Source organism: Rubneribacter sp. (assembly GCF_965361815.1).
In genome coordinates this window covers 1-23,644 of sequence record NZ_CBDTNW010000171.1, presented here as the reverse complement: position 1 = coordinate 23,644, position 23,644 = coordinate 1, and the positions used below count along the sequence as shown (strand labels likewise).

General features: G+C 66.2%; 18 protein-coding genes. 13 read left to right on the top strand and 5 right to left on the bottom strand.

Annotated elements, in window-relative coordinates; genetic code table 11:
• Nucleotides 1–4 precede the first annotated feature (4 nt).
• From ACWKY3_RS12455 to ACWKY3_RS12430, 6 genes are all read left to right on the top strand, one after another.
• Nucleotides 5–769 (top strand): hypothetical protein, encoded by a 765-nt coding sequence (locus ACWKY3_RS12455; protein WP_449316713.1) that lies wholly within the window; start codon nucleotides 5–7, stop codon nucleotides 767–769.
• On the top strand, nucleotides 766–2,946 hold the full coding sequence (locus ACWKY3_RS12450; RefSeq protein ID WP_449316712.1) for a DNA topoisomerase: 2,181 nt from the start codon (nucleotides 766–768) through the stop codon (nucleotides 2,944–2,946). Before ACWKY3_RS12455 ends, ACWKY3_RS12450 begins: the two co-directional genes overlap by 4 nt.
• Before the next feature lie 3 nt (nucleotides 2,947–2,949).
• Nucleotides 2,950–3,297: a helix-turn-helix domain-containing protein gene (locus tag ACWKY3_RS12445; RefSeq protein WP_449316711.1), complete on the top strand. Its 348-nt coding sequence runs from the start codon at nucleotides 2,950–2,952 to the stop codon at nucleotides 3,295–3,297.
• The gene (locus tag ACWKY3_RS12440) at nucleotides 3,287–9,835 is read left to right on the top strand and encodes a VaFE repeat-containing surface-anchored protein (RefSeq protein ID WP_449316710.1); all 6,549 of its coding nucleotides are present in this window, start codon (nucleotides 3,287–3,289) and stop codon (nucleotides 9,833–9,835) included. The genes ACWKY3_RS12445 and ACWKY3_RS12440 overlap by 11 nt, the downstream gene beginning before the upstream one ends.
• 112 nt (nucleotides 9,836–9,947) lie before the next feature.
• The gene (locus ACWKY3_RS12435; RefSeq protein WP_449316709.1) at nucleotides 9,948–10,601 is read left to right on the top strand and encodes a hypothetical protein; all 654 of its coding nucleotides are present in this window, start codon (nucleotides 9,948–9,950) and stop codon (nucleotides 10,599–10,601) included.
• An 81-nt stretch (nucleotides 10,602–10,682) separates the two neighbouring features.
• Nucleotides 10,683–11,441: a sortase domain-containing protein gene (locus ACWKY3_RS12430; protein WP_449316708.1), complete on the top strand. Its 759-nt coding sequence runs from the start codon at nucleotides 10,683–10,685 to the stop codon at nucleotides 11,439–11,441.
• 43 nt (nucleotides 11,442–11,484) lie between these two features.
• Here ACWKY3_RS12430 and ACWKY3_RS12425 read toward each other — a convergent pair whose 3' ends face one another.
• The 5 genes from ACWKY3_RS12425 to ACWKY3_RS12405 all read right to left on the bottom strand — a co-directional run bounded on the left by ACWKY3_RS12425 (nucleotide 11,485) and on the right by ACWKY3_RS12405 (nucleotide 14,295).
• Nucleotides 11,485–12,879 (bottom strand): hypothetical protein, encoded by a 1,395-nt coding sequence (locus ACWKY3_RS12425; protein ID WP_449316707.1) that lies wholly within the window; start codon nucleotides 12,877–12,879, stop codon nucleotides 11,485–11,487.
• A 208-nt stretch (nucleotides 12,880–13,087) separates the two neighbouring features.
• A complete protein-coding gene (mihF, locus tag ACWKY3_RS12420; protein ID WP_449316706.1) occupies nucleotides 13,088–13,426 on the bottom strand; it encodes an integration host factor, actinobacterial type in 339 nt (112 codons plus the stop codon).
• A gap of 21 nt (nucleotides 13,427–13,447) precedes the next feature.
• The gene (locus ACWKY3_RS12415) at nucleotides 13,448–13,795 is read right to left on the bottom strand and encodes a hypothetical protein (protein WP_449316705.1); all 348 of its coding nucleotides are present in this window, start codon (nucleotides 13,793–13,795) and stop codon (nucleotides 13,448–13,450) included.
• Nucleotides 13,796–13,797: 2 nt separating this feature from the next.
• Entirely contained in the window at nucleotides 13,798–14,088 is a 291-nt protein-coding gene (locus tag ACWKY3_RS12410) for a hypothetical protein (RefSeq protein WP_449316704.1), read from the bottom strand.
• Between the two features lie 12 nt (nucleotides 14,089–14,100).
• Nucleotides 14,101–14,295 (bottom strand): type II toxin-antitoxin system Phd/YefM family antitoxin, encoded by a 195-nt coding sequence (locus tag ACWKY3_RS12405; RefSeq protein WP_449316703.1) that lies wholly within the window; start codon nucleotides 14,293–14,295, stop codon nucleotides 14,101–14,103.
• Nucleotides 14,296–14,548: 253 nt separating this feature from the next.
• On the opposite strand from ACWKY3_RS12405, the gene ACWKY3_RS12400 reads away from it, so the two are divergent.
• From ACWKY3_RS12400 to ACWKY3_RS12370, 7 genes are all read left to right on the top strand, one after another.
• Nucleotides 14,549–15,307 carry a hypothetical protein gene (locus tag ACWKY3_RS12400; protein ID WP_449316702.1) on the top strand — a complete coding sequence of 253 codons (759 nt, stop codon included), beginning with the start codon at nucleotides 14,549–14,551 and terminating at the stop codon, nucleotides 15,305–15,307.
• A 114-nt stretch (nucleotides 15,308–15,421) separates the two neighbouring features.
• Nucleotides 15,422–16,003: a hypothetical protein gene (locus tag ACWKY3_RS12395; protein WP_449316701.1), complete on the top strand. Its 582-nt coding sequence runs from the start codon at nucleotides 15,422–15,424 to the stop codon at nucleotides 16,001–16,003.
• A 138-nt stretch (nucleotides 16,004–16,141) separates the two neighbouring features.
• On the top strand, nucleotides 16,142–16,318 hold the full coding sequence (locus ACWKY3_RS12390; protein ID WP_449316700.1) for a hypothetical protein: 177 nt from the start codon (nucleotides 16,142–16,144) through the stop codon (nucleotides 16,316–16,318).
• Nucleotides 16,319–16,327: 9 nt separating this feature from the next.
• On the top strand, nucleotides 16,328–16,864 hold the full coding sequence (locus ACWKY3_RS12385) for a hypothetical protein (RefSeq protein ID WP_449316699.1): 537 nt from the start codon (nucleotides 16,328–16,330) through the stop codon (nucleotides 16,862–16,864).
• Between the two features lie 10 nt (nucleotides 16,865–16,874).
• Nucleotides 16,875–17,657, top strand: a complete 783-nt coding sequence (locus ACWKY3_RS12380; RefSeq protein WP_449316698.1) for a hypothetical protein — start codon at nucleotides 16,875–16,877, stop codon at nucleotides 17,655–17,657.
• Between the two features lie 661 nt (nucleotides 17,658–18,318).
• Nucleotides 18,319–18,615, top strand: a complete 297-nt coding sequence (locus ACWKY3_RS12375; RefSeq protein WP_449316697.1) for a hypothetical protein — start codon at nucleotides 18,319–18,321, stop codon at nucleotides 18,613–18,615.
• 209 nt (nucleotides 18,616–18,824) lie between these two features.
• Nucleotides 18,825–23,644, top strand: a 4,820-nt coding sequence (locus ACWKY3_RS12370) for a DEAD/DEAH box helicase family protein (protein ID WP_449316696.1), incomplete at its 3' end; no start/stop codon positions are given.

Genomic DNA, 23,644 nt, shown 5'->3' with positions numbered 1-23,644 from the left:
AGGCATGGGTTCCCGAGAGCTCACACCGGTGGAGAAGGTCATGGCCCTCAACAGGCACGCAGTGCTTCCCGATGGCAGCCTGAAAACCTTTTCCCAGCAGTACGGCGAATACTCCTTCGCCAAGGATTCCGGGGTTAAGTCCATGTGGGAGTACACGCCGTTCGTGTTCTCCATGGATTCGTCGGTGTTCGGCGTGCCGGCCCTCTCCGGTATGCCCCTGTGCATGACAAGCGCCTCGGTGAAGCACGTGGTCAGCAAGCACCGCGCCGAGATAGGCGTGCTGGACGCGCTGGCAACCGAGCTCGTCGGCAACGTGCTCGCGTTCCAGGACGCGCTGGACGATTCCGCGTTTTTCTTCGTGCTCGACGAGTACTCGAAGAAGGGCAACCAGTACATCACCTTGGTGCGAGCGAACATCGAACTCAAAAGGGTCGAGGTGAGCGAGGTCAGGAGCGTGCACGGCGTGGCCGACCTCGACAAGCTCATAGATCCCGCCCTCGACGGGGGCAAGGACTTCTTCATGAGCGAGCGAACAGGCGCATGGCTGGAAGCGCAGGGGACTCGATTCAGCATGGGCTTGCCAAGCATCTCCGAAGGCACCCGCCAGCGCCTGCTCGGCCTCTATTATACCCGATTCCCCGACCAGGCGGCGCGCGAGGACCCCGCAAGGCGCAACGGGCGCGCGGCAAACGTCGCCCGTGCTCTGCGCGCGGGAGCGGAGGCGGGAACCCGAACCGAGGTGCACGGCGCAACGAGGAGGAAGAAATGAGGCTCGTCATAGCGGAGAAACCGAGCGTGGCGCGGGCCATCGCCGGGGCGGTGGGCGCGAAATCGAAAGGCGACGGGTACATCGAGGGGGCGGGCTACGTGGTCACGTGGTGCCACGGGCACCTGGTGGACCTCGCCGAGCCGGGCGACTACGAGCAGTGGGAGGGCCCTTGGGACCTTGCGAAGCTGCCCATGGTGCCCGAGCGCTGGCTGTGGAGGCCCGCCGCCGAGGAGGGGGCGGCGCGGCAGCTCCGCGTCATCGCCGATCTCATGGCGCGCGCCGACGTGGACGAGGTGGTCAACGCCTGCGACGCCGACCGCGAGGGCGAGGGCATCTTCAGGCGCGTCTACGAGCACCTGGGATGCTCCAAGCCGGTCCTGCGCCTGTGGTCGACCTCGCTTGTGGACGAGGCCATCCGCAAGGACCTGGCTCGCATGAGGCCGGGAAGCGACTACGATGGGCTGGGAGACGCCGCCGAGGGGCGCGCCAAGGCCGACTGGCTGGTCGGGATGAACGGCACGCGCGCCTACACGCTCGTCTACGACGCCCGCCCTCCCCTGTCCGTCGGTCGCGTGCAGACGCCCGTCCTCGCCATGGTGGCCGCGCGCACGCTGGAGGCGCGGGGCTTCAAGCCCAAGCCCTTCTGGCGCGTGGTCGCGCACCTCGACGGCTTCGCCGTGGAGAGCGGGCGCTTCGATGCCCGCGAGGAGGCCGACGCGTTGCTCGCCGACGTGCTCGCGCACCCCCGGGCGACGGTCGTCTCCGTGGAGCGCAAGGACGCGGTGGCGAAGCCCCCTCTTCTCTACGACCTCACCAGTTTGCAGCGCGACGCCTCGACCCGCGCCGGCCTCACCGCCGATGAGACGCTCACGGCTTTGCAATCGCTCTACGAGCGGAAGCTCGCAACCTACCCGAGGACCGACTCGCGCTACATCACCGCCGACGACGCCGACGGGGCGGCGGCCCTCATTCCGCGCATCGCCTCGCCCGGCATCGTAGGCGAGGCTGCGGCGGGGGCCTTCGACCCGTCCCGCGCAGACATCGCGCGCGTCGTCAACGACGGGAAGGTGAGCGGCCACGGTGCCGTGCTGCCCACGGGAGAGCTTGACGAGGCGGCCATGGAGGGGCTGTCGGGCGCGGAGCGAGCGGTCATGCTGCTTGTGTGCTGCCGGCTGCTCGCCGCCGTCATGGAGCCGGGCATGCGAACGCACGCGAAGGCCGTCGTCAAGATAGCGGGGCTGGATTTCTCCGCGTCGGGCACGTCCGTCAAGGACGCCTCGTGGATGGCCGTGGACGACGCCTGCCGCCGCGCCCTCAAGGATCTTGGCGGCGAGGACGGAGCCGAACCTGCGTCAGGCGCGGTCCCCGAGAACCTTTCCGAAGGCGATGAGCTCAAGGTCGGCGACGCCGAGGTCAGGGAGGGTAAGACCGCCGCGCCGAAGCCCTACACCGACGCGACGCTTCTCTCGGCCATGGAGAACGCGGGGCGCGACATAGAGGACGTCGAGCTCAAGGCCGCCATCGCCGACGACAGCTCGCATTCGGGCGGGCTCGGCACGCCGGCGACCCGCGCCGACACCATCGAGCGCATCGTCTCCAAGGGGTTCGCCGAGCGGAAGGGCCGCTCGATCCTGGCCACGGACAAGGGCATCCAGCTCGTGGAGACCGTCGCGGACGGACTCAAGTCGCCCCTGCTCACCGCCGAGTGGGAGGCGAGGCTCGCCGCCATAGAGCGGGACGGGGCTGCCATCGGGGAGTTCATCGCCGACATAGGGGCCTACGCGCGCGAGGTGGTGGCCGAGGCCCGGAAGGGCTTCGACCCCGCTCGGTTCTCGGCCGCGAGCATCGGGAAGTGCCCGCTGTGCGGCGGCGCGGTGGTGCCGACGCGCTCCGGCAAGGGTTGGCACTGCGCAAACCAGCGCTCCGTCAAGGACGGGGATGGCTGGAAGGAGGCCGGGAGCTGCGCTTTCAGAATCGGCTACGTCGCGGGGAAGCTGCTCACGGAGAAGCAGGCCCGCTCGCTGCTCTCGGGCGGGACGGCGGTCGTCAAGGGCATGAGGAAGCGCGCCGGCGGCACCTTCGACGCCAAGTGCGTACTCGACCCAGACGGGCGCGTCTCCTTCGTGAGGGAGAAGCGCCGTTCTGGGAACAATCGTAACAGCGGGCGGAAAGGTTAGGAGGTGGCCGGATATGGGGTATCCCGCAGCCCGGGCGCGGCGCTGCCCGACGCCGTGCGCCTCGCGCTCGTGTCCGGACGGCTCTCTGTCGCCGTTGCACGCACGGGCCTCACCTTGAGCGAGGTCTCCCAGGAGAGCGGCGTGTCTCTCTCCGCGCTCAGCCGGTACGTGCGCGGCGAGCGGATGGTTTCCACCCATGCGCTCATCGCGCTGTGCCCCGTGCTGCGCGTCTCCTCGAACTGGCTGCTCGGACTCGACCGCCCGACGGCGCGGCACCTGGAGGACGCGATGAGATCGACAGCGCCCGGAGCGTCCGGGCGCTCGGAGGAAAGGAAAGACCATGGGAACTGAACGCAAGCTCCTCAACCGCGAAACGCGGAAGAAGGTGAGAGAGGGGACGCGTCGCCTGCTCACGGCCGCGATGGCGCTGGTGCTGGCGCTGGGCAACGTGTTCGGCATGCTCGCCCCTGCGGCGGCTTACGCCGACGACGGCTACACCTTCACCTTCGACAACGGCAACTCCGTCTGGGTGAGCTCCGATGGGAGCACCATCACGGGGTACGCCACCTTGTCGGGCAACTGGTACGACACGAGCGTCCCCGTCGGTAGGTACGGCAACATGACCATGCCTGACGGCACGGTGCTCAAGGCCGAGTGCTACGAGGTCTACATCAACAACCCCAACCACGGGGACTACAACGTGCCGGCCAACGGAACCTACCCGTTCACCGCGACGCGGCAGTCCGACGGCGGCTACTTCATCCTGATGCACACCGGGAGCGCTGCCCCTGTCCCCGGCGCGCTGTACAACCTGGACAAAGTGCAGCGCACCTACACCACGACCCACTGGTTCGCCCGAGTCAAGGCGGAGGTGAAGGTTGTCAAGGTCAGCGCCAACCCCTCCATCACGAACGGCAACGACTGCTACTCCCTCAAAGGGGCCGAGTTCACCGTGTACGACAGCAACAACTCCTCCGTCGGCACCCTGACCACCGACGCGAACGGCAACACCGGCACCCTCGCGCTGCTCCCCGGCACCTACACCCTGCGCGAGACCAAGGCCCCCGCCGGCTACCTCAAGGCTGCCGACCAGACTTTCACCGTCACGAACAGCAAGACCCTAACGATCACGGTGAAAGACCCACCTGCGAGCGACCCGATGACAATGGTCGTCGGTAAGTATGACGGTGACAAGACTTATACCGAGCTTCAGGGCAACCTACCGCAGGGTTCCGCATCTCTCGCTGGCGCCGAGTTCACTGTCGAGTACTACGATACCCTCGCCTACGACAGCTACGATGCCCTCAAAAGTGCCGGCGTGAAGCCGACCCGCTCTTGGGTTGTTGCCACAAACGAGCGTGGATACGCCTCTTTGTCTGCCAGCTATCTTGTCAGCGGCGATGCATTTTATTACGAGAACGGTTTTGTTACGTTGCCTCGCGGCACCGTCGTTGTCTACGAATCCAAAGCCCCCGAGGGCTACATCCTGAACAGCAAGGATGCGAGCTTCCAGAAGATCCAGGAGAACCCGACCACCGGCGTCATCACCTACAACATGCCGGAAGTGCCCGAGAGTGTCATGCGCGGCGGCGTCTCCGTGCAGAAGCGCGACACCGAGACCGGCACCATCCCGCAGGGCGGCGGCACGCTCGAGGGCATCACGTTCTCCATCATCAACGACAATGGGAACTCCGTCATCGTCGGCGGCAAGGAGTACGCCAGCGGCGAGACCGTGACCACCATCGTGACGGATGAGAAGGGGCGCGCCGCCACGGCGGACGACGCGCTCCCCTACGGCAGCTACATCATCCGGGAAACCGCCACCAACGACGCCTACCTCATCACCGCCGGCGACATCCACGCCACCGTCAGCAAAGACGGAACCGTCTACAGCTTCATCGTCAGCGACGACATCGTGCGCGGCGGTATCGAGTTCGACAAGCGCGACATCGAGAGCGGCCTTGACACCACGCTGGGTGCCGCCGCCTCCTTCGACGGCACCGAGTTCGAGATCCGCTCCCTCAACGACAACCCCGTCATCGTCGAGGGCGTCACCTATGGGGGAAACGACGTCGTGAAGACCCTTACTGTCAAGGACGGCCACGTCTCGACCTCTGCGGATCTGCTGCCCTACGGCGACTACTCGCTGAAAGAGACCAAGGCCTCCGAGGGCTACAACCTGAACGGCGCGGTGATCGATTTCTCCATCAGCGAGGACGGCGCACTCGTGAACCCCTTCGCCGGCACCGACGGGGCCGCGCAGAACCAGGTGAAGCGCTCCGACCTTGAGTTCACCAAGAAGGGAACCGACACCGCCGACCGCCTTGCCGGGATCCCGTTCAAGATCACCTCCAACGCCACCGGCGAGAGCCATGTGGGCGTGACGGACGAGAACGGCTACTTCTCCTCGGCGTCCTCTTGGAACAAGCACACCGAGAACACCAACGGCAACGACTGGGCACTTGAGGCGGACGGTGTCATCGACAGCTCCAAACTCGATATGGAAGCCGGCATCTGGTTCGGCCTCACCACCGAGGGCTGGACGACCGCAGCGGACGACGCGCTCGGCGCGCTGCCCTACGACACATACACCATCGAGGAGCTGCGCTGCACCTCCAACGAAGGCTACCAGCTCATCAAGACCTCGGTCGTCGTCAGCCGCGACGGGCGCGTCTACGACTTCGGCACGCTTGACGATGTGAAGGCCGAGATCACCACCTTCGCCTACGACGCCCTCGACGGCGACAGCTGTGTCGGTGTCGGCGACGTGACCGTCGCCGACAAGGTGACCTACGCCAGCCTCATCCCCGGCCGCGACTACAAGCTCGTGGCTGAGCTCCACGACGCCGCAACCGGCGACATCCTCAAGGACGGGGACGGCAAGGCCATCTCCGCCGAGAAGACGTTCACCGCGAAGGAGGCCAGCGGCATCGAGGTCATCGAACTCCCCATCTCCACCTACGACCTCGCCGGGGGCACCATCACGGTCTACGAGAGGCTCTACGATGCCGGTGGCTCCCTCATCGCCGAGCACACCGACAAGGATGACGCGAGCCAGCAGGTGACGGTCATCGAACCCGAGATCGGCACCACCGCCCAGGACGGTGCGGACGGCGACAAAACCGTCTCCACCGACGACGAGGTGGCCATCGTCGACACCGTGGCCTACAAGAACCTCATTCCCGGTAGGGAGTACACCCTCAAGGGCGTCCTTATGGTCAAGAAGACCGACAAGGAAGGCAACGTGACGCAAGAGGCGCTCGAGGTGGGCGGCAAGCCGGTGACAGCCGAGGCCACCTTCACGCCGGAGGCCGCCGACGGCACCGTCAACGTGGCCTTCACCTTCGACTCGCTCGCGCTCGCCGACGGGACGCAGCTTGTCGCGTTCGAGACCCTCTCCCACAACGGGCACGATGTGGCGGTCCACGCCGACATCGAAGACCTTGGCCAGACGGTCACCGTGAAGTCCCCTGACATCTGCACGTCCGCCTACGACGCCGCCGACCTGGACAAGGAGCTCGCCGCCGATGACGAGGCAACCGTCGTGGACTCCGTTGAGTACAAGAACCTCAACCCCGGCAAGGAGTACACCGTAAAGGGCACCCTCATGATCAAGAAGACCGACGACGAGGGCAGTGTGACGGAGGAAGCGCTCAAGGTGGACGGTAAGCCCGTCACGGCCGAGACCACCTTCACGCCGGAGGCCGCCGATGGCATCGTCAACGTGACCTTCACCTTCGACTCGCGCGCGCTCGAAGAGGGCACGGATCTGGTCGTCTTCGAGACGCTTGAGCGCAACGGCAACGAGCTCGCGGTCCACGCCGACATCGAGGACAAGGACCAGACCGTCATCACGACCCAGCCGCACATCCGCACCACCGCCGTTGACGGCATGGACGCGGACAAGGAGGTCGTCGTCGATGACGAGGCCACCGTCGTGGACACCGTGGCCTACCAGAACCTCGTCCCCGGCAAGGAGTACACCGTAAAGGGCACCCTCATGATCAAGAAGACCGGCTACGACGGCAAGGTCTCCGGGGAGGCGCTCAAGGTGGACGGCGAGCCGGTCGTGGCCGAGGCCGTCTTCACACCGGAGACCTCCAACGGCACGGTCGACGTGACCTTCACCTTCGACGCGCGCGGCATCAAGGATAAGACGGAGCTGGTTGCGTTCGAGTCTCTTGAGCGCGGCGGCGTGGAAATCGCGGCCCATGCCGACATCGAGGACAAGGGTCAGACCGTCATCGTGACCCGCCCCGAGATCGGCACCACCGCCGTGGACAGCCTCGACGGCGACAAGACCATCGTCGTGGACGATGAGACCGTCATTACCGACACCGTCTCCTACACCGGGCTCATCCCGGGCAAGGAGTACACCGTCAAGGGCACCCTCATGGTCAAGGGCATCACCGACGAGGGCGGCGCATCCGAGGATCCCCTGTTGGTTGACGGCGAGCCCGTCACCGCCGAGACCACCTTCACGCCCAACAAGGCAGACGGCACGGTGGACGTGGTATTCACGTTCGACTCGCGCCTCATCCCCCACGGCACCGAGATCGTGGCGTTCGAGTCCCTGGAGCGTGCCGGTGTGGAGATCGCCGTCCACGCCGACATCAGGGACAAGGCCCAGACCGTCACAGCGGAGCACCCACATATCTCCACCTCCGCCACCGACAGCGTGGACGGCGACAAGACCGTCGTCACGGATGACGAGACCACCGTCATCGACACCGTGGAGTACAAGGGCCTGCTCCCCGGCAAGGAGTACACCGTTTCCGGCACGCTCATGGTCAAGGAGACCGGCGAGCCGCTGGAGATCGACGGCGAACCCGTGACGGGCTCGGCCACCTTCACGTCGGAGACCGCCGACGGCAAGGTCGACGTGGCCTTCACCTTCGACACCCGCGCCATCGAGGACGGCACCGATCTGGTCGTTTTCGAGAGCCTTGCGCGCAACGGTGTGGAGATCGCCGAGCACAAGGATATCGAGGACGAGGGGCAGACCGTCACGGTCATCCATCCGACCATCGGCACCACGGCCGCCGACGGCCACGACGGCGATAAGAACGTCATCACCGACAGCGTGTCCACCATCGTCGACACCGTGGCATACAAGAACCTCATCCCGGGCAAGGAGTACACCCTCAAGGGCACCCTCATAGTCAAGGGCGAGGATGACGACGGCGAAGCCACCGAGGAGCCGCTGCTCGTGGACGGCGAGCCGGTGACGGCCGAGGCCACCTTCACGCCGGAGAAATCCGAGGGCACGGTGGACGTGACCTTCACCTTCGACTCAACCGCCGTGCCCCACGGGACCGAACTCGTGGCCTTCGAGTCCTTGGAGCGCGTGGGCGTGGAGATCGCCATCCACGCCGACATCGAGGACGAGGGGCAGACCACGACCTCGCACGTGACGGCCATCGGCACCACGGCCTCCGACGGCCTCGACGGCGACAAAACCGTCATCGCGGATGCGGAGGCCGCCATCACCGATGATGTGGCCTACGAGAATGCGTTGACCGGCGTCGATTACACCATGGCCGGACTGCTCATCGACGCCGAAACCGGACTGCCCATCCTCACGGGCGACGGCAGCGAGAAATACAGCCAGTCCGATGTTGCCGCGTTCATGCAGCAGCTCCTCGACGTGCTCGGCCTTTCCAGCACGCATGAGGGCGGCGAGGGCTACCTTGAGGTGCCGCTGTCCCAGGAGACCGAGGGGGACGTCACGATCTCCCAGAGCATCCGCGTCTTCTCCGACGGCGCCTACGAGGTCGTTGACTCCGAGAACGGCTTTGACGAGGACGGCCTTGGCTTCGCCAACGTCGGCACCTCCGGCAAGGTCCCCTTCGATGAGCTGACCGAGGAGCAGCAGGCCGCCGTCTCGGATATGGTGGCGATTCCCGAAGCGGGCATCGTGCTCGATTACTCCGGCTGCGGGGAGCTGCCCGCCGACATCGACATGGATGCCATGAGCAAGCTCATCGCCGACAACGCCGACCTCCTCTCCCACATGGTCTACGGCACCGCAGCGTTCACGCCTGAGAAGTACGACGGCACCGTGTCCATCGACTACACCTTCGACGCCAACGACGTCATCGACCGGCTCGCGGGCGAGACGAAGGACATCGTGGTGTTCGAGGTCATGCTCAAGGGCGGCTTCGATGAGGGCAGCGCGCCCGTCATCGTCGCCTCCGAGTGCGACCTCGACAGCGAGGAGCAGACCGTCAAGCTCGTCCCGAGCGCCATCTCCACCACGGCCACCGACAAGACGGACGGCGACCACGAGCTGCTCGCCAGCAAGGACTCCGTCGTCGTGGACACCGTGGAGTACGAGGGCCTGATCCCCGGCAAGGAGTACACGCTCAAGGCGACGCTCATGGACAAGGAGACCGGCGAGCCCCTGACGGTGGCCGACAAGACCGTCACCGCCGAGCTCAAGTTCACGCCGAACGCGCAGAGCGGCACTATCGACATCGAGCTCGGCGAGTTCGACACGAGCGAGCTTGACGGCCACGACCTCGTGGTGTTCGAGGAGCTGCACAAGCAGCACCTCGATGCCGAGGGAAGCGCCACCGACATCCTCGTGGCCGAGCACAAGGACATCGAGGACGAGGGCCAGACCGTCACGGTGACGATCACGCCCCCGGGTTCCTTCTTCGGCAAGACCGGCGGCAGCGACCTTGTCGCCCTCGTCGCCCTTGCGGTTCTCGCCGCGCTCGCGGGCGGCGCGGCCCTCTACGCGGCGAAGAGCCGCAAGAAGGCCGCCGAGGACGCCGTTTCCGACGGAGATGCAGGAATGGCCGAGGACACCTGCGAAGACACCGACGCTGGCACCGAAGCTGCGGATGCCCCAGACGCATCCGATAACGAGGGCGATCAGCGATAGACCGGCCAGCTAGAGGGTGGTCCCGCAAAATTCCTGCGGGACCGCCCTCGCAGAAAACGAGGTGAGAGAAACTATTCGTTAAAGGATCGACTGCAAAGATAGAAGCTACGACATGAAGGATGAAGAAACCTCCAAGAAGGATGCGGAGTTCGACGTCCCAACAGAACCATCTTCTGAGAACACTGCCAAGCAGGATGAAGCAGCCAAGCGAAAAACCTTGTTTAAGAAAGGTGCCGCCGTGGTGGCTGGTCTTGCCCTCGTCGCCGCCATCGGGTTCGGCGCAGGCACCGCCTTCAGCCCTGCCTCAGTCTCCGATTCCCCCGCTCCCGTGGAAGACGACGCCACCCTCGATGAGCAAGCGCCCACGGGGAAGGAGGTTGTGAACAAGGACGGCGAGGTCATCGGAACGGTTGTCGATGATGGGGAGTGCGGGCACGACTGGACGATAACCTACAAGAGCGTCCACCACGATGCGGTGACGCACACCGAGACGGTGGATCCGGCGTACGACACGAAGACCAGCTACCACTCCGTCTGCAACGACTGCGAGGAAATCATCGACGGGGTGGCAACGCAGCACATCAAGGACACGGGGCACTCCGGGTACTCCACCAACGTGCCCATCATCGACGAGGTGCTGGTGAGCGAGGGCTACACCCGCGAGGTCACGGACACCCCCGCCTACGACGAGACGGTCGCCGACAAAATGGTCTGCACCATCTGCGGCGAGGAGAGGCCCGTACCCTCGGCAAATGAGGACAACTAGGACAGACGGTCCGCACCATCGACGCCATCGGGAAGGGGTCGGCTTCTCGCCCCTTCCCGTTCTTTTCGAGAGGGGCGTGCTATGAAACGGAGAACGAAATCCCGCATCGCGGCGGCCACCGCCGTCCTTGCCGCGTTCGCCGCCGTCGCCATCGGCGGGCTCCTTATCTACAGCCGGCTGGCGGTGCGGACGGCCCCGTCGCCGGATGGCGCCATGCTCGGTTTCATCGCAACCGGTGAGACACAGACGGACGGGAACGGGTTCCCCAAAGTGGACTGGGAATACTGGCAGGGCGTCAACGCAGACGTCATCGGCTGGATCACCGTGCCCGGCACCGACATAGACTCCCCCATCGTGCAGGCCCATGCGGACGCCCCCGACTACTACCTGAGCCACGACGTGTACCGCAACTACAATCCCCGAGGGGCGGTGTACCTCGATGCGGAGTGCGCGGAGATGGGGCTTGCGAGCCGCAACGCCGTCATCCTCGGGCACCACTACGGCATCGGCGATGACGTCTCCGGGTTCGGGCACATCGAGCGCTATTCCGACAAGGGCTACGCGGCCGACCACGCCCTGGTGCTCGTCCAGACCCCCGATTCAAAGATGACCTACGAGGTGCGTTTCGCGCAGATCGTCAAGGGCTGGGAGCCGGTCAAGCGGACCTCTTTCATGGGCGAAGAGGACTACCGGGCATGGTACGACTCCTGCCGCAGCGAGGCGGCGATGGTGCTCGACGCCGAGGCCGAGCCGGAGCAGACCGTATCCCTCGTCTCCTGCTCGTACAACTACTGGAGCTGGAACGAGCGCACGGTGGTCGTCAGCAGCCCTGCAAAATAAAAGGGAGGGATGGCCTCATCCCTCCCGGTCGTTGCAAAGCCCGCTACTTGGTCGCGCCGCAAGAGCAAACATATTTGCCGGTTTCCACCGTCTCATCGTAAGCGTTTTGCACCGTTACGGTTTTCGGTGTGCAGCTCTGGCATCCGTTAAAAAAGTTGTTCATGCTGTGAGAATCCCAATCGCTTTGATTTTCGAACTGCGCATAACAGTTGTTGCACACCAAGACTGTCTTTGTTACAGCGTCGTGATGCACGGTCGTGGTCTGCGCGACCCAGTCGTGGGTGTGCGAAGGCTGCGAGGGCGTGGACGACCCGCCGCCGGAACTGGAGCCACCGCCGTTGGAGCCACCGGAGTTGGAGCCGCCGCCCGAGTTCGAGCCGCTGCCTGAGTTGGAGCTGCCGCCGGAATTGGTGTTGCCGTTGCTTCCCGGGTTGGAGCTACCGGAACTGGGACCGCCGCTAGAGTTTGAACCGCTCGACGAGGACGACGCGTTGCCGGACACGACGGCCTGCTTGTCCTCGGCCTTCTTCTGGTAGGTCTGGCGCGCGGCTTCGCGCTGCTCCTCGGGCAGGGCCTCGATGGCGGCCTCGACGGCCTCCGCGTCCTCGGGGTCAACTGCCTCCAACGCGAACTCGATCTTCGCCGCAACCGAATCGTCTCCCTCGTCCTCCTTGGGCTCGACGGAGAACTCCACGGCCTCGGGCAGCTTGTAGGTGGTGCCGTCGGCGAGCGTGGGCAGCGCGGCGAGCTCTGCGGTGTAGTCGCCGGGTGCGAGCTTAAGCACGGGGCTTTCGGACAGGCCCTCCACATCCTCCTCGGTGTAGGCTTCCTTGGCGGCGTCGAACTGGCCCTCGGGCAAAGCCTCGATGGCGTCCTTTGCGCTCATGCCGCCGTTGCCCTCGGGCATGACGGAGAGCTTCGCCGCTTCCTTGCCGTCGGAATCCTTGACAACGAGGGTGAACACGCCGTTTTCGGGTGCCCAGCCCTCGGCCTTGACGGACACCGAGACGGGGCGCGGCTCCTTGGCCAGGCGCTCGGCCACCTCCTTCTCGGCCTGGGCGGCCTTGGCCTTGCCCTCGGCCTCCGCTTGCTCCTGCGTCGCGATCTGCGCCTGCCGGTCGCTGTACCAGGCGGCTCCTGCACCGAGGCCGGCCACGATGGCCAGGCATACCGCCCCGACGGCAACCATCTTCTTCATGTTCCGTTTGGGTTTGCCCTCGGTGTCTCCGCTATCGGCATCGGCTTCAGCGCTTTCGGGTTCGGCAACACCCTCAGAACCGATGCCGTTGGCATCGGGTGCGCCGCTCTCCGCAACCGGGTTCTCTTCAGCAGCGCCGGAACTCTCCGCATCCACCGCCGCCGTCCCCGGCATGACCTGCGTCTCGTCCAAAATCTCGGAGTTACCGCCGTATGCGCTCTCGCTGTTATTGTCTTTCATGCTTATCGCCTCGTTTCGTGCTGTTTTCGATTAGGTGATTATAGTGTCGAATTGCGCTCCTTACCAGGGACGCGCCCTCTTTTCACGCCGTCTTGCTACAGAAAGATCGCGCCGACGGCAAGTCCCATCAGGAATCCCACGAGGATCATCGCCGCGTAGACGACGATCATCCCGCTCGGGCCGTTGTCATCGTAGCTGTAGTTCATGATTAACCTCTTTCGTTTTGCCTGAAGCCATCCGCGTGGGTGATCGCATCGACAACCCATTCCCGCTGCCATCGCCCGAGCCCCCTCACGCGCCGGTTCGGCGCGATCCCCACGGCGACCATGATCTTTCGCGCCTTAGCCTTGCCAATGCCGGGGAGGCTCGCCAGGAAATCCTCGACGCGCATACGCTGGGCCGCCTTGGCATCCAAAGCCGTCTTCGGGGTGATGCGCCCCGCTTTCATGTTCCTCTTGAGTTCGGCGCGCTCCCTACGCGCCTGGTTGGCGATCTCGAGCGCACGAGTGCGCTCCTCGGCGCTCATCGCCGGCAAAGGGCTTCTCATGACATCTCCCTCCTTCATGCCTCACCCCCGGCTCGGTTCGGCGGGCACCAGGTGCAGCGCGTAGGCGTCCCAGAGCACGTCGCACATGGTGTCCCAGAACTCCTTGGAGACGGCCACCGGCTTGCCGGGGTAGTCAAGAAGCCATCCTCGGCATATCCATACCGACATGGCCGCGTACTCGTTGTGGTCGATCTTCTCCATTTCGATGCGCTTCCTGTTCACCACCAGGTAGTGCAGGTACGGGATGAGCCGAAGCTCCGTCCTCGTCATGGGATACCCCGTGCCCAGGCGCATCCGGTACTTCTCGGCCAGCTCGTCGGTCAGGCAACCGCGCAGGCTGCCGGCGTTCTCGACCATCGTTTCCACCATCTTCAACCCACCTTCCTGTGTGGTTTCTTCCAGTACAGCTTCTCGCAGCGCTCCGAGCAGAAGCGCGTCCTCTTGTCGTTCGGCTTGCTGACGGTGACCTCCTTGCCGCAGCGGGCACACGCAAACTTCCTTGGCACGCGCTCGGCGAGTACGGCGGATATCATCCGCCACCTGCACTTCCTGTACCTCGCTTTATTCCAGCACGCCTTCGAGCAGAACACATGATCCGCGTTTCTGAGCTCGAACTTGGCACCGCACATGGGACACGTGCCGGACGAGGGTACCTGGCCCATTTCAACCTCCTTTCAGTCCCTCGTTTCCCGTTTCGGCGCGCCGTTCGCTGGTCTTGCATGCCACGTCCGACCGTGCCCAAGCGGCACGATCTTGGCGACCGGCGTGTTGTGACGGAGCACGACCACCTCCTCGCTGCTGGCTTGGACGTACTTGCAGATGTCATTGAGGCGCCGTTTGGCCTCCGTGATTCCGATGACGTTTTCCATCTTCCACCTCCTCCCGCGTGCTCGTCCCTATCGTGCTTGTACCCAAAGACCCTGAATTGAAACCCTGATTCGGAACTTTTTTCGGATTCGAGGCCGCCCGCCACCTTTCACCGCACCGCATTCGCTCGCCAAGTTTCCTGTTAGAATTAAGCGGGGCGGGTACAATGGCCATGCAGGGAACATGGCCATATGAGCAGATGCCCATGCAACCGGACACCCATGATGGCTGCTTTGGCCGGGACTGGAGGACCGTATGCAGGAGAGAGCGCCCAAGAAGCGCACCGTCTGGGATGACGCCAACTACTTCGACGAGTCGATATTTCGCAGCGAAGCCACGGGGTACTGGATGGAGTTTTCGGAGAGGTTCGACGGCGACCTCTCCGCAGACTCGGGCGGCGGGCAGACCTACCTGCACACCTATGTCGTGAATTGCAAGAACCGGGAGTTTCGACGCGAAAGCAAGACCGTCGAGAACAAATTGTGCCACCTGCCCCTTGTCGGAGTGGGCACCTTCCTGCGCGACGACGGGACCTACGAGGACAAGTCGTTCGTCGTAGAAAACCTCTACCGCGCGCGCCTTGAGGTCGTCAGCTATTACAATCCCTGCTTCCGATGCTGGGACGAGAACGGACGCATGTACATGGCGAGCTACAGCCGCGAGGCATGGGAGGCGGGAGACGACACGGTGAGGAGCTTCTTCGAGGTCCGCCTGCTCAAAAGCGCCGGCATCGAACTTGTCCACTCCCTCGCGCCCGACGACCCCCTGCCCGCCAACCTCCTGTTCACCGACCGTTACAGCGAGATCCCGCGCGCCGCGTCGCGCGTGTACGGCCTACCCGCCACCCAGTGGGAGGGCATGGACACCTGGGAGGGCTTCACCGAGGACGAGATGCGCGCGAACGGCATGCTGCCCGCCGAGCAGGAGAAGAAGGCGCGCCGGTTCTCCCTGTTCGGCCGCAGGAAGAAAAACGCGGTGCCCGAGCAGAACGTGTTCTACATCACCCGGCGCTGAGGGCGTTTGGGATAGGTGACGCGATCCCTGTTTGGCAAGCCCCCTTTCGGCGCGGAGCGCTTGGCCGTATCCTCCATAGCCAAAGTTCCACCGATTTCCATGGAGGGCTGAACCATGCCGGACACCCGCAATGACCCTGGTTCCAGGCAAACCCCCACGGCGGGCGACGCCGAAGGGCTGCTGTCGTGGTTTTTCGACAAAGACTCTCAGGTGATGGCGGCTGCCCGCTACTGGCCGGCGTGCTGGGGCGGGCAGTTCCGCGTGGGCGAGGCGCGCTACGCGACCGAGGAGGACGTGCTCGACGCGCTTTCCGGCCCACTCGACCTCAACCTGTACTACGCCCTGTGCGACTGCGACCGCCTCGGCGGCGCGCTTCCCCTGTCCGAGATCGCCGCGCACGCCGGGGACGCCCCGTGGCTGGCCTCCCGCGCCGCCGAGTACATCGAGCAAGGCGGTGCCGTGTTCTACACCGAGGCCTATCCCGACGACTTCGACGAGTGCGAGCTTGCCGAGCTCGCAAAGGACCGCCCCGACCTCTTCACGGAGGAATCCGTGCGCGAGTACCCCCGGCTTCAGGCGGCCGTAAGCGCCTTGGGCGTAAAGGGCCGCAACGGCGAGGCGGCCAGGCTCGCCAAGCTCCTGAACGAACATCCGCTTTCCACGCTTTCAACGGCGCATCGCGGGATCCCGCGTTAATCCCGCGCGCTGTTGGAAGGGTGGGAAGGGGGGCGTTCGCGTGCGGCGCGGGGGTTCCCGTTTGGCAACCCCCGTTCCTCTTCCCACCTGTCGTGCATACCATCTAAGCCATCTACTCTCGGTGATTGGAGGTATGCCATGCCCCTGTACGTTTTCCGTGGGACCGCCCGGCTCGATTACGAGGAGGCGAAGGCCCTCTGGGAGGCTATCTTCGCATCCTACGATGCGGCCCGCGACTTCGCCAAGAAGGCCTCGGGTGCGCACTCGGGCGAAAACCCCAACGAGAGCGCCCGCGTCACCGGGCCGAGCCTGTAGGGGGAACGTATGGAAAGGGACTTCCGAAGCATCAGGGAGCACGCGCTCGCGGCCATCGACGAGCTTGCGGGCGCAGACGCGGACGAGCTTCTCGACGCGGTCGGCGAAGCGCTTGGCAACCCGTCCATGCCGCCGGCCGACACGCTCCATGCCCTCATCGACCTGCCATCCCCCCTATACGACCGGAAGGCGGCAGACGGCGAGGAGATCTGCGATGTGCGCTGGGTGCGCGATGATGTGGTGGCCGCCTACGAGCATTGCCAGGGCGTGAGGCTTGGCAGAGGCGATGCGGTCGTGGAGGACTACATCGACGCGGTGGTGTCCGACATCGGCGATACCCTGCAGGACCGCTCGACCGAGTTCGGCTACGAGCTGATCTACGATTTCCTACCGGACTTCGATACGTTCGCCAGGGAAAGCGTTGCGGCTGCGGAGAAGGAGCCGTCTGCCCGCAATGCCCGCGCCGCCGAGGCGGCCGCCCGGGCGAGTTCCCATCTGGATGGCGCCCGCGCGCACGCAGCGTCTGCGACAAGACGGCTTTCCTAGGAGGGGCCACATGGACAAGAGCAAGCTCATCGTCTTAAGCGAGCGCACGTCGCGCGGCTGGGGCGAGGACGCGAAAGACGCGCTGATCTACAACCTCGCCAACTCCGAGCTCATTGTCGCAAGCAACTTCGACGCCGCCACGATGAGCTGGAGTTCGGGCAGGTACTTCGCAGACGCAAACGCTGCCATCGCACATTTCCACGGCAACCCCGACCCGCGCTGGTCCATCCCGGGCTGCACCCCCGACGACGTGCTTGGACTCTACGGCGAGGAGCACGGGTTGTCGATAGACGACGCGCGGGGCATCGCCGATAGGGTGAACGCCGCCCTCGGCGCGGACGACGACCTTTTCAGAGACGAGCTCCACCGCCAAGTGACGGGCTACCGGGCGGCGACGCGCCACGCGCAGGAGACGGTCGCGGGAACGATGACGCTCGACTGCAACGGCTACGACTACCTGCTGTGCGCCGACTCGCGCTCCGCGCCGACCGAGCATGCTGGGCGCGCGGCTTCGGAGGAGGCGTTCGCCGTCATCCGCTACTCCACCTCCATGATAGAGGAGGCCATGGCCAAGGAGGGGATACCCCTCACGCAGCCCAACATCGCCTCCGTGCGGGAGCGCCTCGCCAAGGCCCTCATCGAGGACGCGCGCGAAAACGCGCCCATCGCCCTCAGGGAGGCGCTCGCCTACGCCAAGCCAACCCTGCTGCGCGACGCCGCCGCCGGTTTCGCCGCGAAAGCGTCGGCCGAGGATCGCGAGCACGCCCATGTCGCGAGCCTGCGCGCAAGGTAGCCGCCCCGATGCAGAAAGGAGGGTCCCGCCATGCCGTCGACCCCTTACCCCGACCTGTCCCGAACCAGCATGCTGCCCATCTCGTGGGACACCGAAGGATCCAGGGCGCTTGGCGGGCTGCCCTACGCCAAGATGGCCCCGGCCGGCGGCGGGACGGAGCGGGTCTGCCTTGTGAACGCCTCCCTGCTGCCCGCGTCCTCGGCGCAGAGGATGCGCTACGCGCTCGGCGCGTTCGGCCCGTCCATGGTCGCCGACGCGGGGGCCGACGTCCTCGCGATCTCGGCGGGAAGCCCGGCGTTCTCGGCCCTGCAATGGGTCGATCAAGGAATCCGCGAGGCCGCGATGGCCGATCCCGCCGAGAACCCCGCCCGCCTCGGGAAGGCGGCATGGACGGCCTCCCTGCGCGGGAGTCTGCGGAAAAGCGCGCCCCGCGTGCTGCGCCAGATGCCCGATCCCCTGGCCAGCGCGCCGGCCAGGCCGCGCCGAACGGTCCGAAGGACCGCCGTCGCCGAGGGGCAGCTCGGCCTGTTCGACCCGCCGGCAAGCTCCGAGTCCGCCGCGAACGGCGTTGACGAAACCCGAGGCATTGACAATAATGATAGATTAGGGGAGGTTTTATCTAGCTCCCCAACCGCCGTCAACGTAGAAAAGGAGGCAGGCCATGGCAACCTTCGCGACGAAGCGCCCGTTCAGCGGCGTGAGGCAGATGAAATACGAGCAGCTTCTGGAGACGAACCCCGCATGGGTGAAGAAGGCGGACCCCGAGGAGCTGGAGGAGTACCTGAAGCAGGTGGAGCAGCGCTGGGCGGCCCGGACGAGCGAGATCTTGGAGCAGCTCATGGAGCGCAACGACATGGGGCCGGGCAAGACGCATCAGGGCGACCAGTACTTCTTCGACCGCATCGGGATGCTGGAAGAGCAGGCCAAAGAGCAGGCGACGGCCGAGGCGCTGGCCTAGAGGGAATCGAGTCCCAGCGGGCGACCGGACCCCTCGACCGCGCCCGCAAGAACGTCGCGGCCATCCGCATCGCCAAAGCGCTCTTATCCGAGGGGCGCGAGCCTGCGGGCGAGGAGGCCGCGACGCTTGCGGCCTACTCCGGATGGGGCGGTGCCGCCGATGCCTTCCGCGAGAACTACGAGGGTGCGGGACTCCCCGGCTTCTCGCAGGTGAACGGCGAGCTTCGCGAGCTTTTGTCCGAGGACGAGTACGCCGAGGCGCGAGCCAGCACCCTCACGGCGTTCTACACCCCCGCCTCGGTCGCCCGCGCCATGCACGGGGCGCTCGCGGCCATGGGCTTCGGCGCGGCGCGCAAGGGGGCCTCCAAGGCGGACCGCGTGCTGGAACCGGGGTGCGGCACAGGCAACTTCATGGCCGTGTCCGACGCCATGGGGCTCGGATTCTCCTACGACGGCATCGAGGTCGACCGCATCTCCGCGACCATCGCCGGCCACCTCCACCCGCTCGACCATGTGGTGAACGCGGGATTCGAGGAGTGCTACGTCTCGTCGGACTCCTACGACGCGGTGGTGGGCAACGTCCCCTACTCCGATGCCATCGTGCTCCCCGGCATCGACGGGCGCGGGAGCGCCCCCATCCACGACTGGTTCATCCAGAAGAGCGTGGACGCGCTGCGCCCCGGAGGCGTGGCGATCCTGCTCACGAGCCGCCATACCATGGACAAGGCGGGAGAGGCCGCGAGGCGTTGGATCGCCCAGCGCGCCGAGCTCGTCGGCATGGCCCGCCTGCCGGAGGAGACCTTCGCGCGGCAGGCGGGCACCGAGGCGGTGTCCGACGTGCTCGTGCTCCGCAAACGGGCCGAGACCGTGCCCGACCCGCAGGATGCGTGGGTGCGGACGGCCGCTTTGCACGCGCCGGACGGCTCCGCCGTGCCGGTGAACGCATGGCTGCTCGACCACCCCGAGTGCGTCATCGGGGATCCGACCCTGGAGCTCGGACGCCACGGGTACTCCTACAGCCTCAGAAGCGGCCTTGACGCCGATAGGATCGGCGAGCGGCTCTCCGAAGTGCTGTCGGCCCAGGTCTCGGGCCTTGCGCGCGCCCACGACGAGCTGGGCCGGCGGGCCGAGGAGCCGGTGTGCGCCGTCTTGCCGAAGGACGGCGGCAACGCCCTCGAGTACATGCTGGACGACTCCGGCCAGCTCTGGTACGGCGACGGGGAGACGGTGGAGGCCGTCGCGCTGCCGCCTGCGGACGCCGAGCGGCTCGCCGCCATGGTGCGCCTGCGCGACAACCTGCGCGGGCTGCTTTCCTTCGAGCGGGAGTGCCCCGACGATGCGCTCGTCGGCGAGCGCATCGCCGAGCTCGACGCGCGCTACGACGAGTTCGTCGGGCGGTTCGGGCGCATCTCGGACAGGAAGAACCGCTCGCTTTGGGGGCAGCGCAGCGACTACAGCATCTCGCTCCTGAGAAACACCGAGGTCACAGACTCCCTCGGGCGGTTCGTCTCGAAAAGCGACATCCTCTCCCGGCGCGTTCAGTCCCCGGCGCGGGCGCTGCCCGAGCGCGTGGACGACGTTCGGGACGCCCTCTCCATCTCGCTCGACCAGACGGGCGGCGTGGACATGGCCCTCATCGCCCGCCTCTGTGGGATGGCGGAGGCCGATGCCGCCGAGGCGCTCGGGGACGCCCTGGTGCGAGACCCCGACACGCGCAAGCACCTCCTCGCCGAGGCGTACCTCTCGGGAGACGTGCTCGGCAAGCTCGACCGCGTCGACGCTCTCCTCGACGAGGCCGAGCGCGGCGGCCTGCGCGCCCGCCGCGCCGCCTGGCTTGAAGCCTGCGGGGTCGGAGTTGTGGAGGAGGCGCTTTGCGAAGAGGTCGCCGACGAGGGGTTCAAAAGGGAGATGAACAAGGTCGGGGGCGCGTGGAACGCTTTTTGCGACCCGCTCCACGCCAAAGTCGCCGTCGACACCGACGCCGCCGAGGATGCCGCTCTTAGCCGGTTCAGGCGGAGCAGCTACGGCCGGGGATTGCCCTCGACCGTGATGAGGCTTGTCGGCGATCTCCGGCCGGGCTGCGCCCTCTTGGATGGCGAGGGGGCTCCGCAGGGACTGTGGAAGCGGTACTGCTTGGCCGCGCAGATGAGCGACTACCGCAGCGGCGTGTCGACGGCGGCGCAGGTGCAGCTCGTGCGCGCCGCAGCGCTCGCCCCGCGAGATGCGGTCTCCGACGAGGCGCTCGCGGCGCTGATCGCCGGGAGGGCGCTTGTCGGGAAGCGGGCCGTGGCCGAGGCGCTCTCCGACATGCTCCCCGGCATCGACGTGCCGGACGAGCAGGCCCTCCTCGACCTGAGAGGCAACGCGGCCGAGAGAAACGCCCTCGCGCTGCCGCTCGCGCGCGCCCTGCGCGAGGACCCCGACGTGCTCGACTACCTGCTGCTCGCCGCCGAGCGGCACGACAGGCGGGTGGCCGAGGAGGCCGAGCGGCGCGGCGGCTACGGCTACGGTTACCGCTACGGCGCAGGCGGCGACGAGGGGTTCCTTGAAGCCGATGCGGCGGGCCTCGCCTCCTTCAAGAGCGAGCGCGATGCGTTCGAGCAGGCGCACCCCGTCGAGATCGACCGCGAGCGCGTGGCCGAACTCCGCTCCCTGCGCACGCGCCTGCGCCAGGCCGCGCCCGCGCGCCTTGAGCCGTCGGAGATAGGCATCGGCCTCGGCGCGCCGTGGGTGCCGCCTGCCATCTACTTCCAGTTCGCCGCCGAGACCTTCGGTTTCGCGGCCGCCGCGAGCGCCGGGGCCGCCTCCGAGACGTCGGTGTCGAAGTGGGAGCTCTCCCGCTCCGACGGGACGGGGACCTGGCGCTTCAACCGCTCGGGAGCTCCCGAGCTGATGCCGGACGTGCTGCGCGCCTTCGGCACCGCCGAGATGAACCCGATAGCCCTCATGGAATCCGCCATGAACGGGTCGGTCATCAACATCACCAAGCCCGATCCGAACCCACCCGCCGACAAGCCCGACGCGCGCGTGAAGGACCCTGCCGCCACCGCCGCCGCCTACCGGGCGAGGGAGGTCATCGACAAGGCGTTCAAGGACTGGGCGTTCGCCGACCCGGAGCGCGCCCGCAAGCTCGCGGACCTCTACAACCGCCGCTTCAACAACCTCGCCCCGCGCCGCTACGACGGCGGCTACCTCACGTTGCCCGGATCCAACCCGGAGATCTGCCTCCGCCCGCACCAGAGGGACGCCGTGGCCCGCATCCTGCAATCGGACGAGGGCACGCTCGTGGCCCACTCGGTTGGCGCCGGCAAGACCTTCGCAGGGGTGGCGGCCGTCTACGAGGCGCGGCGCATCGGAAAGGCGTCCAAGCCGCTTGTCGTGGTGCCCAACCACCTCACCGAGCAGTGGGCCGGAGACTTCCTGCGCCTCTATCCCGGCGCGCGCGTGCTCTACATGACGAGGTCCGACATGGGCAGCCAGGACGCTACCAGGGCCTTCTGGGGCCGTGCCGCCACGGGCGACTGGGACGCGGTCATCGTGGGGCAGTCGCGCTTCGACATGCTGGGGCTGTCGCATGAGCGCAAGGAGGCCGCCTTGACGCGCAGGATCGAGGAGATAGAGACATCCATCGCCCTTTCCAGGGGCGACGGCAACGACTTCTCCGTCAAGCAGCTGGAGCAGATGCGCAAGCGCGTCGAGCGCCAGCTCGACAAGCTGCGCAGCGGCAACCGCACAGCCGGCGTGTCGTTCGAGGAGGTCGGTTTCGACTTCCTGCTCGTTGACGAGGCCCACGGCTACAAGAACCTCGCCGTCGTCGGGAGGAGCGTGGCGGGCATGTCGTCAACCTCGTCCCAGAAGTGCGAGAACCTCATCGACATATGCGACTGGATGCGCGAGCAGGGAAAAGGCGGCAACATCGTGTTCGCGACGGGGACGCCCGTGTCCAACACCATGAGCGAGCTCTACAACATGGAGCGTTACCTCGCACCCGGCCTGCTTACGTCGCAGGGCGTGTTCTACTTCTCCGACTGGGCGCAGAGCTTCGGCGAGACGGTGCAGTCGGTGGAGGTGAAGCCCGAGGGCAAAGGGTTCCAGGTCAAGGAGAGGTTCGCCAGGTTCCACAACCTGCCCGAGCTCATGAGTTCCTTCCACTCCTTCGCCGACATCATGACGGCCGACGACCTTGATTTGGACGTGCCCGAGGTCGTATCGGAGACGGTCGCCATCCCCTGCACCGACGAGCAGCGGCACCTCGTCGAGCTTCTGTCGGCGCGCGCCGAGGACATCCGGCGGGGCGGCGTGGACCCTGCGGTGGACAACCTCCTGAAGATCACCTCCGAAGGCAGGGCGCTCGCGCTGTCCCCGAGGCTTATGGAGGGTATCGGCGAGGACGAGGCGTCCTACGGTGGCGAGCAGGGAAAGCTCTCCGCCTGCGCCGAGAACGTGCTGCGCGTGTGGGAGGAGACCGCTGCCGAGCGGGGCGCGCAGCTCGTGTTCTGCGACACCTCGACGCCCGGGAGGAAGGCGTGGAACGTCTACGACGAGGTGAAGGCGCAGCTCGTGGCCATGGGCGTGCCCGAGGGGCAGATCGCCTTCGTCCACGACGCCGGCAACGACCCCAAGCGGCGCGACGAGCTGTTCGAGAGGGTCAACGACGGCGAGGTGCGCGTGCTGTTCGGCTCCACGCAGAAGCTCGGCACCGGCACCAACGTGCAGAGGCGCCTCGCGGCCATCCACGACCTCGATTGCCCGTGGCGGCCCGCCGACCTGGAGCAGCGCTTGGGCCGCATACAGCGGCAGGGGAACATGTTCAAGGAGGTGCGCGACTTCCGCTACGTCACCACGGGCACCTTCGACTCCTACCTGTACCAGACCGTCGAGCGCAAGCAGCGCTTCATCAGCCAGGTTTTCACGAACAAGAACCCGGCTCGCTCGGGCGACGATCTGGACGAGACGGTGCTCGACTACGCGACCATCAAGGCGGTGGCGTCGGGCGACCCCGCCGTGCGGGAGAGGCTGCTCAAGGAAAA

What these genes read in the sequence shown, in the direction of transcription:
- ACWKY3_RS12455 (WP_449316713.1), top strand. Translation starts at nt 5, where the DNA reads ATGGGTTCCCGAGAGCTCACACCGGTGGAGAAGGTCATGGCCCTCAAC.
- ACWKY3_RS12450 (WP_449316712.1), top strand. Translation starts at nt 766, where the DNA reads ATGAGGCTCGTCATAGCGGAGAAACCGAGCGTGGCGCGGGCCATCGCC.
- ACWKY3_RS12440 (WP_449316710.1), top strand. Translation starts at nt 3,287, where the DNA reads ATGGGAACTGAACGCAAGCTCCTCAACCGCGAAACGCGGAAGAAGGTG.
- ACWKY3_RS12435 (WP_449316709.1), top strand. Translation starts at nt 9,948, where the DNA reads ATGAAGGATGAAGAAACCTCCAAGAAGGATGCGGAGTTCGACGTCCCA.
- ACWKY3_RS12430 (WP_449316708.1), top strand. Translation starts at nt 10,683, where the DNA reads ATGAAACGGAGAACGAAATCCCGCATCGCGGCGGCCACCGCCGTCCTT.
- ACWKY3_RS12425 (WP_449316707.1), bottom strand. Translation starts at nt 12,879, where the DNA reads ATGAAAGACAATAACAGCGAGAGCGCATACGGCGGTAACTCCGAGATT.
- mihF (WP_449316706.1), bottom strand. Translation starts at nt 13,426, where the DNA reads ATGAGAAGCCCTTTGCCGGCGATGAGCGCCGAGGAGCGCACTCGTGCG.
- ACWKY3_RS12415 (WP_449316705.1), bottom strand. Translation starts at nt 13,795, where the DNA reads ATGGTGGAAACGATGGTCGAGAACGCCGGCAGCCTGCGCGGTTGCCTG.
- ACWKY3_RS12410 (WP_449316704.1), bottom strand. Translation starts at nt 14,088, where the DNA reads ATGGGCCAGGTACCCTCGTCCGGCACGTGTCCCATGTGCGGTGCCAAG.
- ACWKY3_RS12405 (WP_449316703.1), bottom strand. Translation starts at nt 14,295, where the DNA reads ATGGAAAACGTCATCGGAATCACGGAGGCCAAACGGCGCCTCAATGAC.
- ACWKY3_RS12400 (WP_449316702.1), top strand. Translation starts at nt 14,549, where the DNA reads ATGCAGGAGAGAGCGCCCAAGAAGCGCACCGTCTGGGATGACGCCAAC.
- ACWKY3_RS12395 (WP_449316701.1), top strand. Translation starts at nt 15,422, where the DNA reads ATGCCGGACACCCGCAATGACCCTGGTTCCAGGCAAACCCCCACGGCG.
- ACWKY3_RS12390 (WP_449316700.1), top strand. Translation starts at nt 16,142, where the DNA reads ATGCCCCTGTACGTTTTCCGTGGGACCGCCCGGCTCGATTACGAGGAG.
- ACWKY3_RS12385 (WP_449316699.1), top strand. Translation starts at nt 16,328, where the DNA reads ATGGAAAGGGACTTCCGAAGCATCAGGGAGCACGCGCTCGCGGCCATC.
- ACWKY3_RS12380 (WP_449316698.1), top strand. Translation starts at nt 16,875, where the DNA reads ATGGACAAGAGCAAGCTCATCGTCTTAAGCGAGCGCACGTCGCGCGGC.
- ACWKY3_RS12375 (WP_449316697.1), top strand. Translation starts at nt 18,319, where the DNA reads ATGGCAACCTTCGCGACGAAGCGCCCGTTCAGCGGCGTGAGGCAGATG.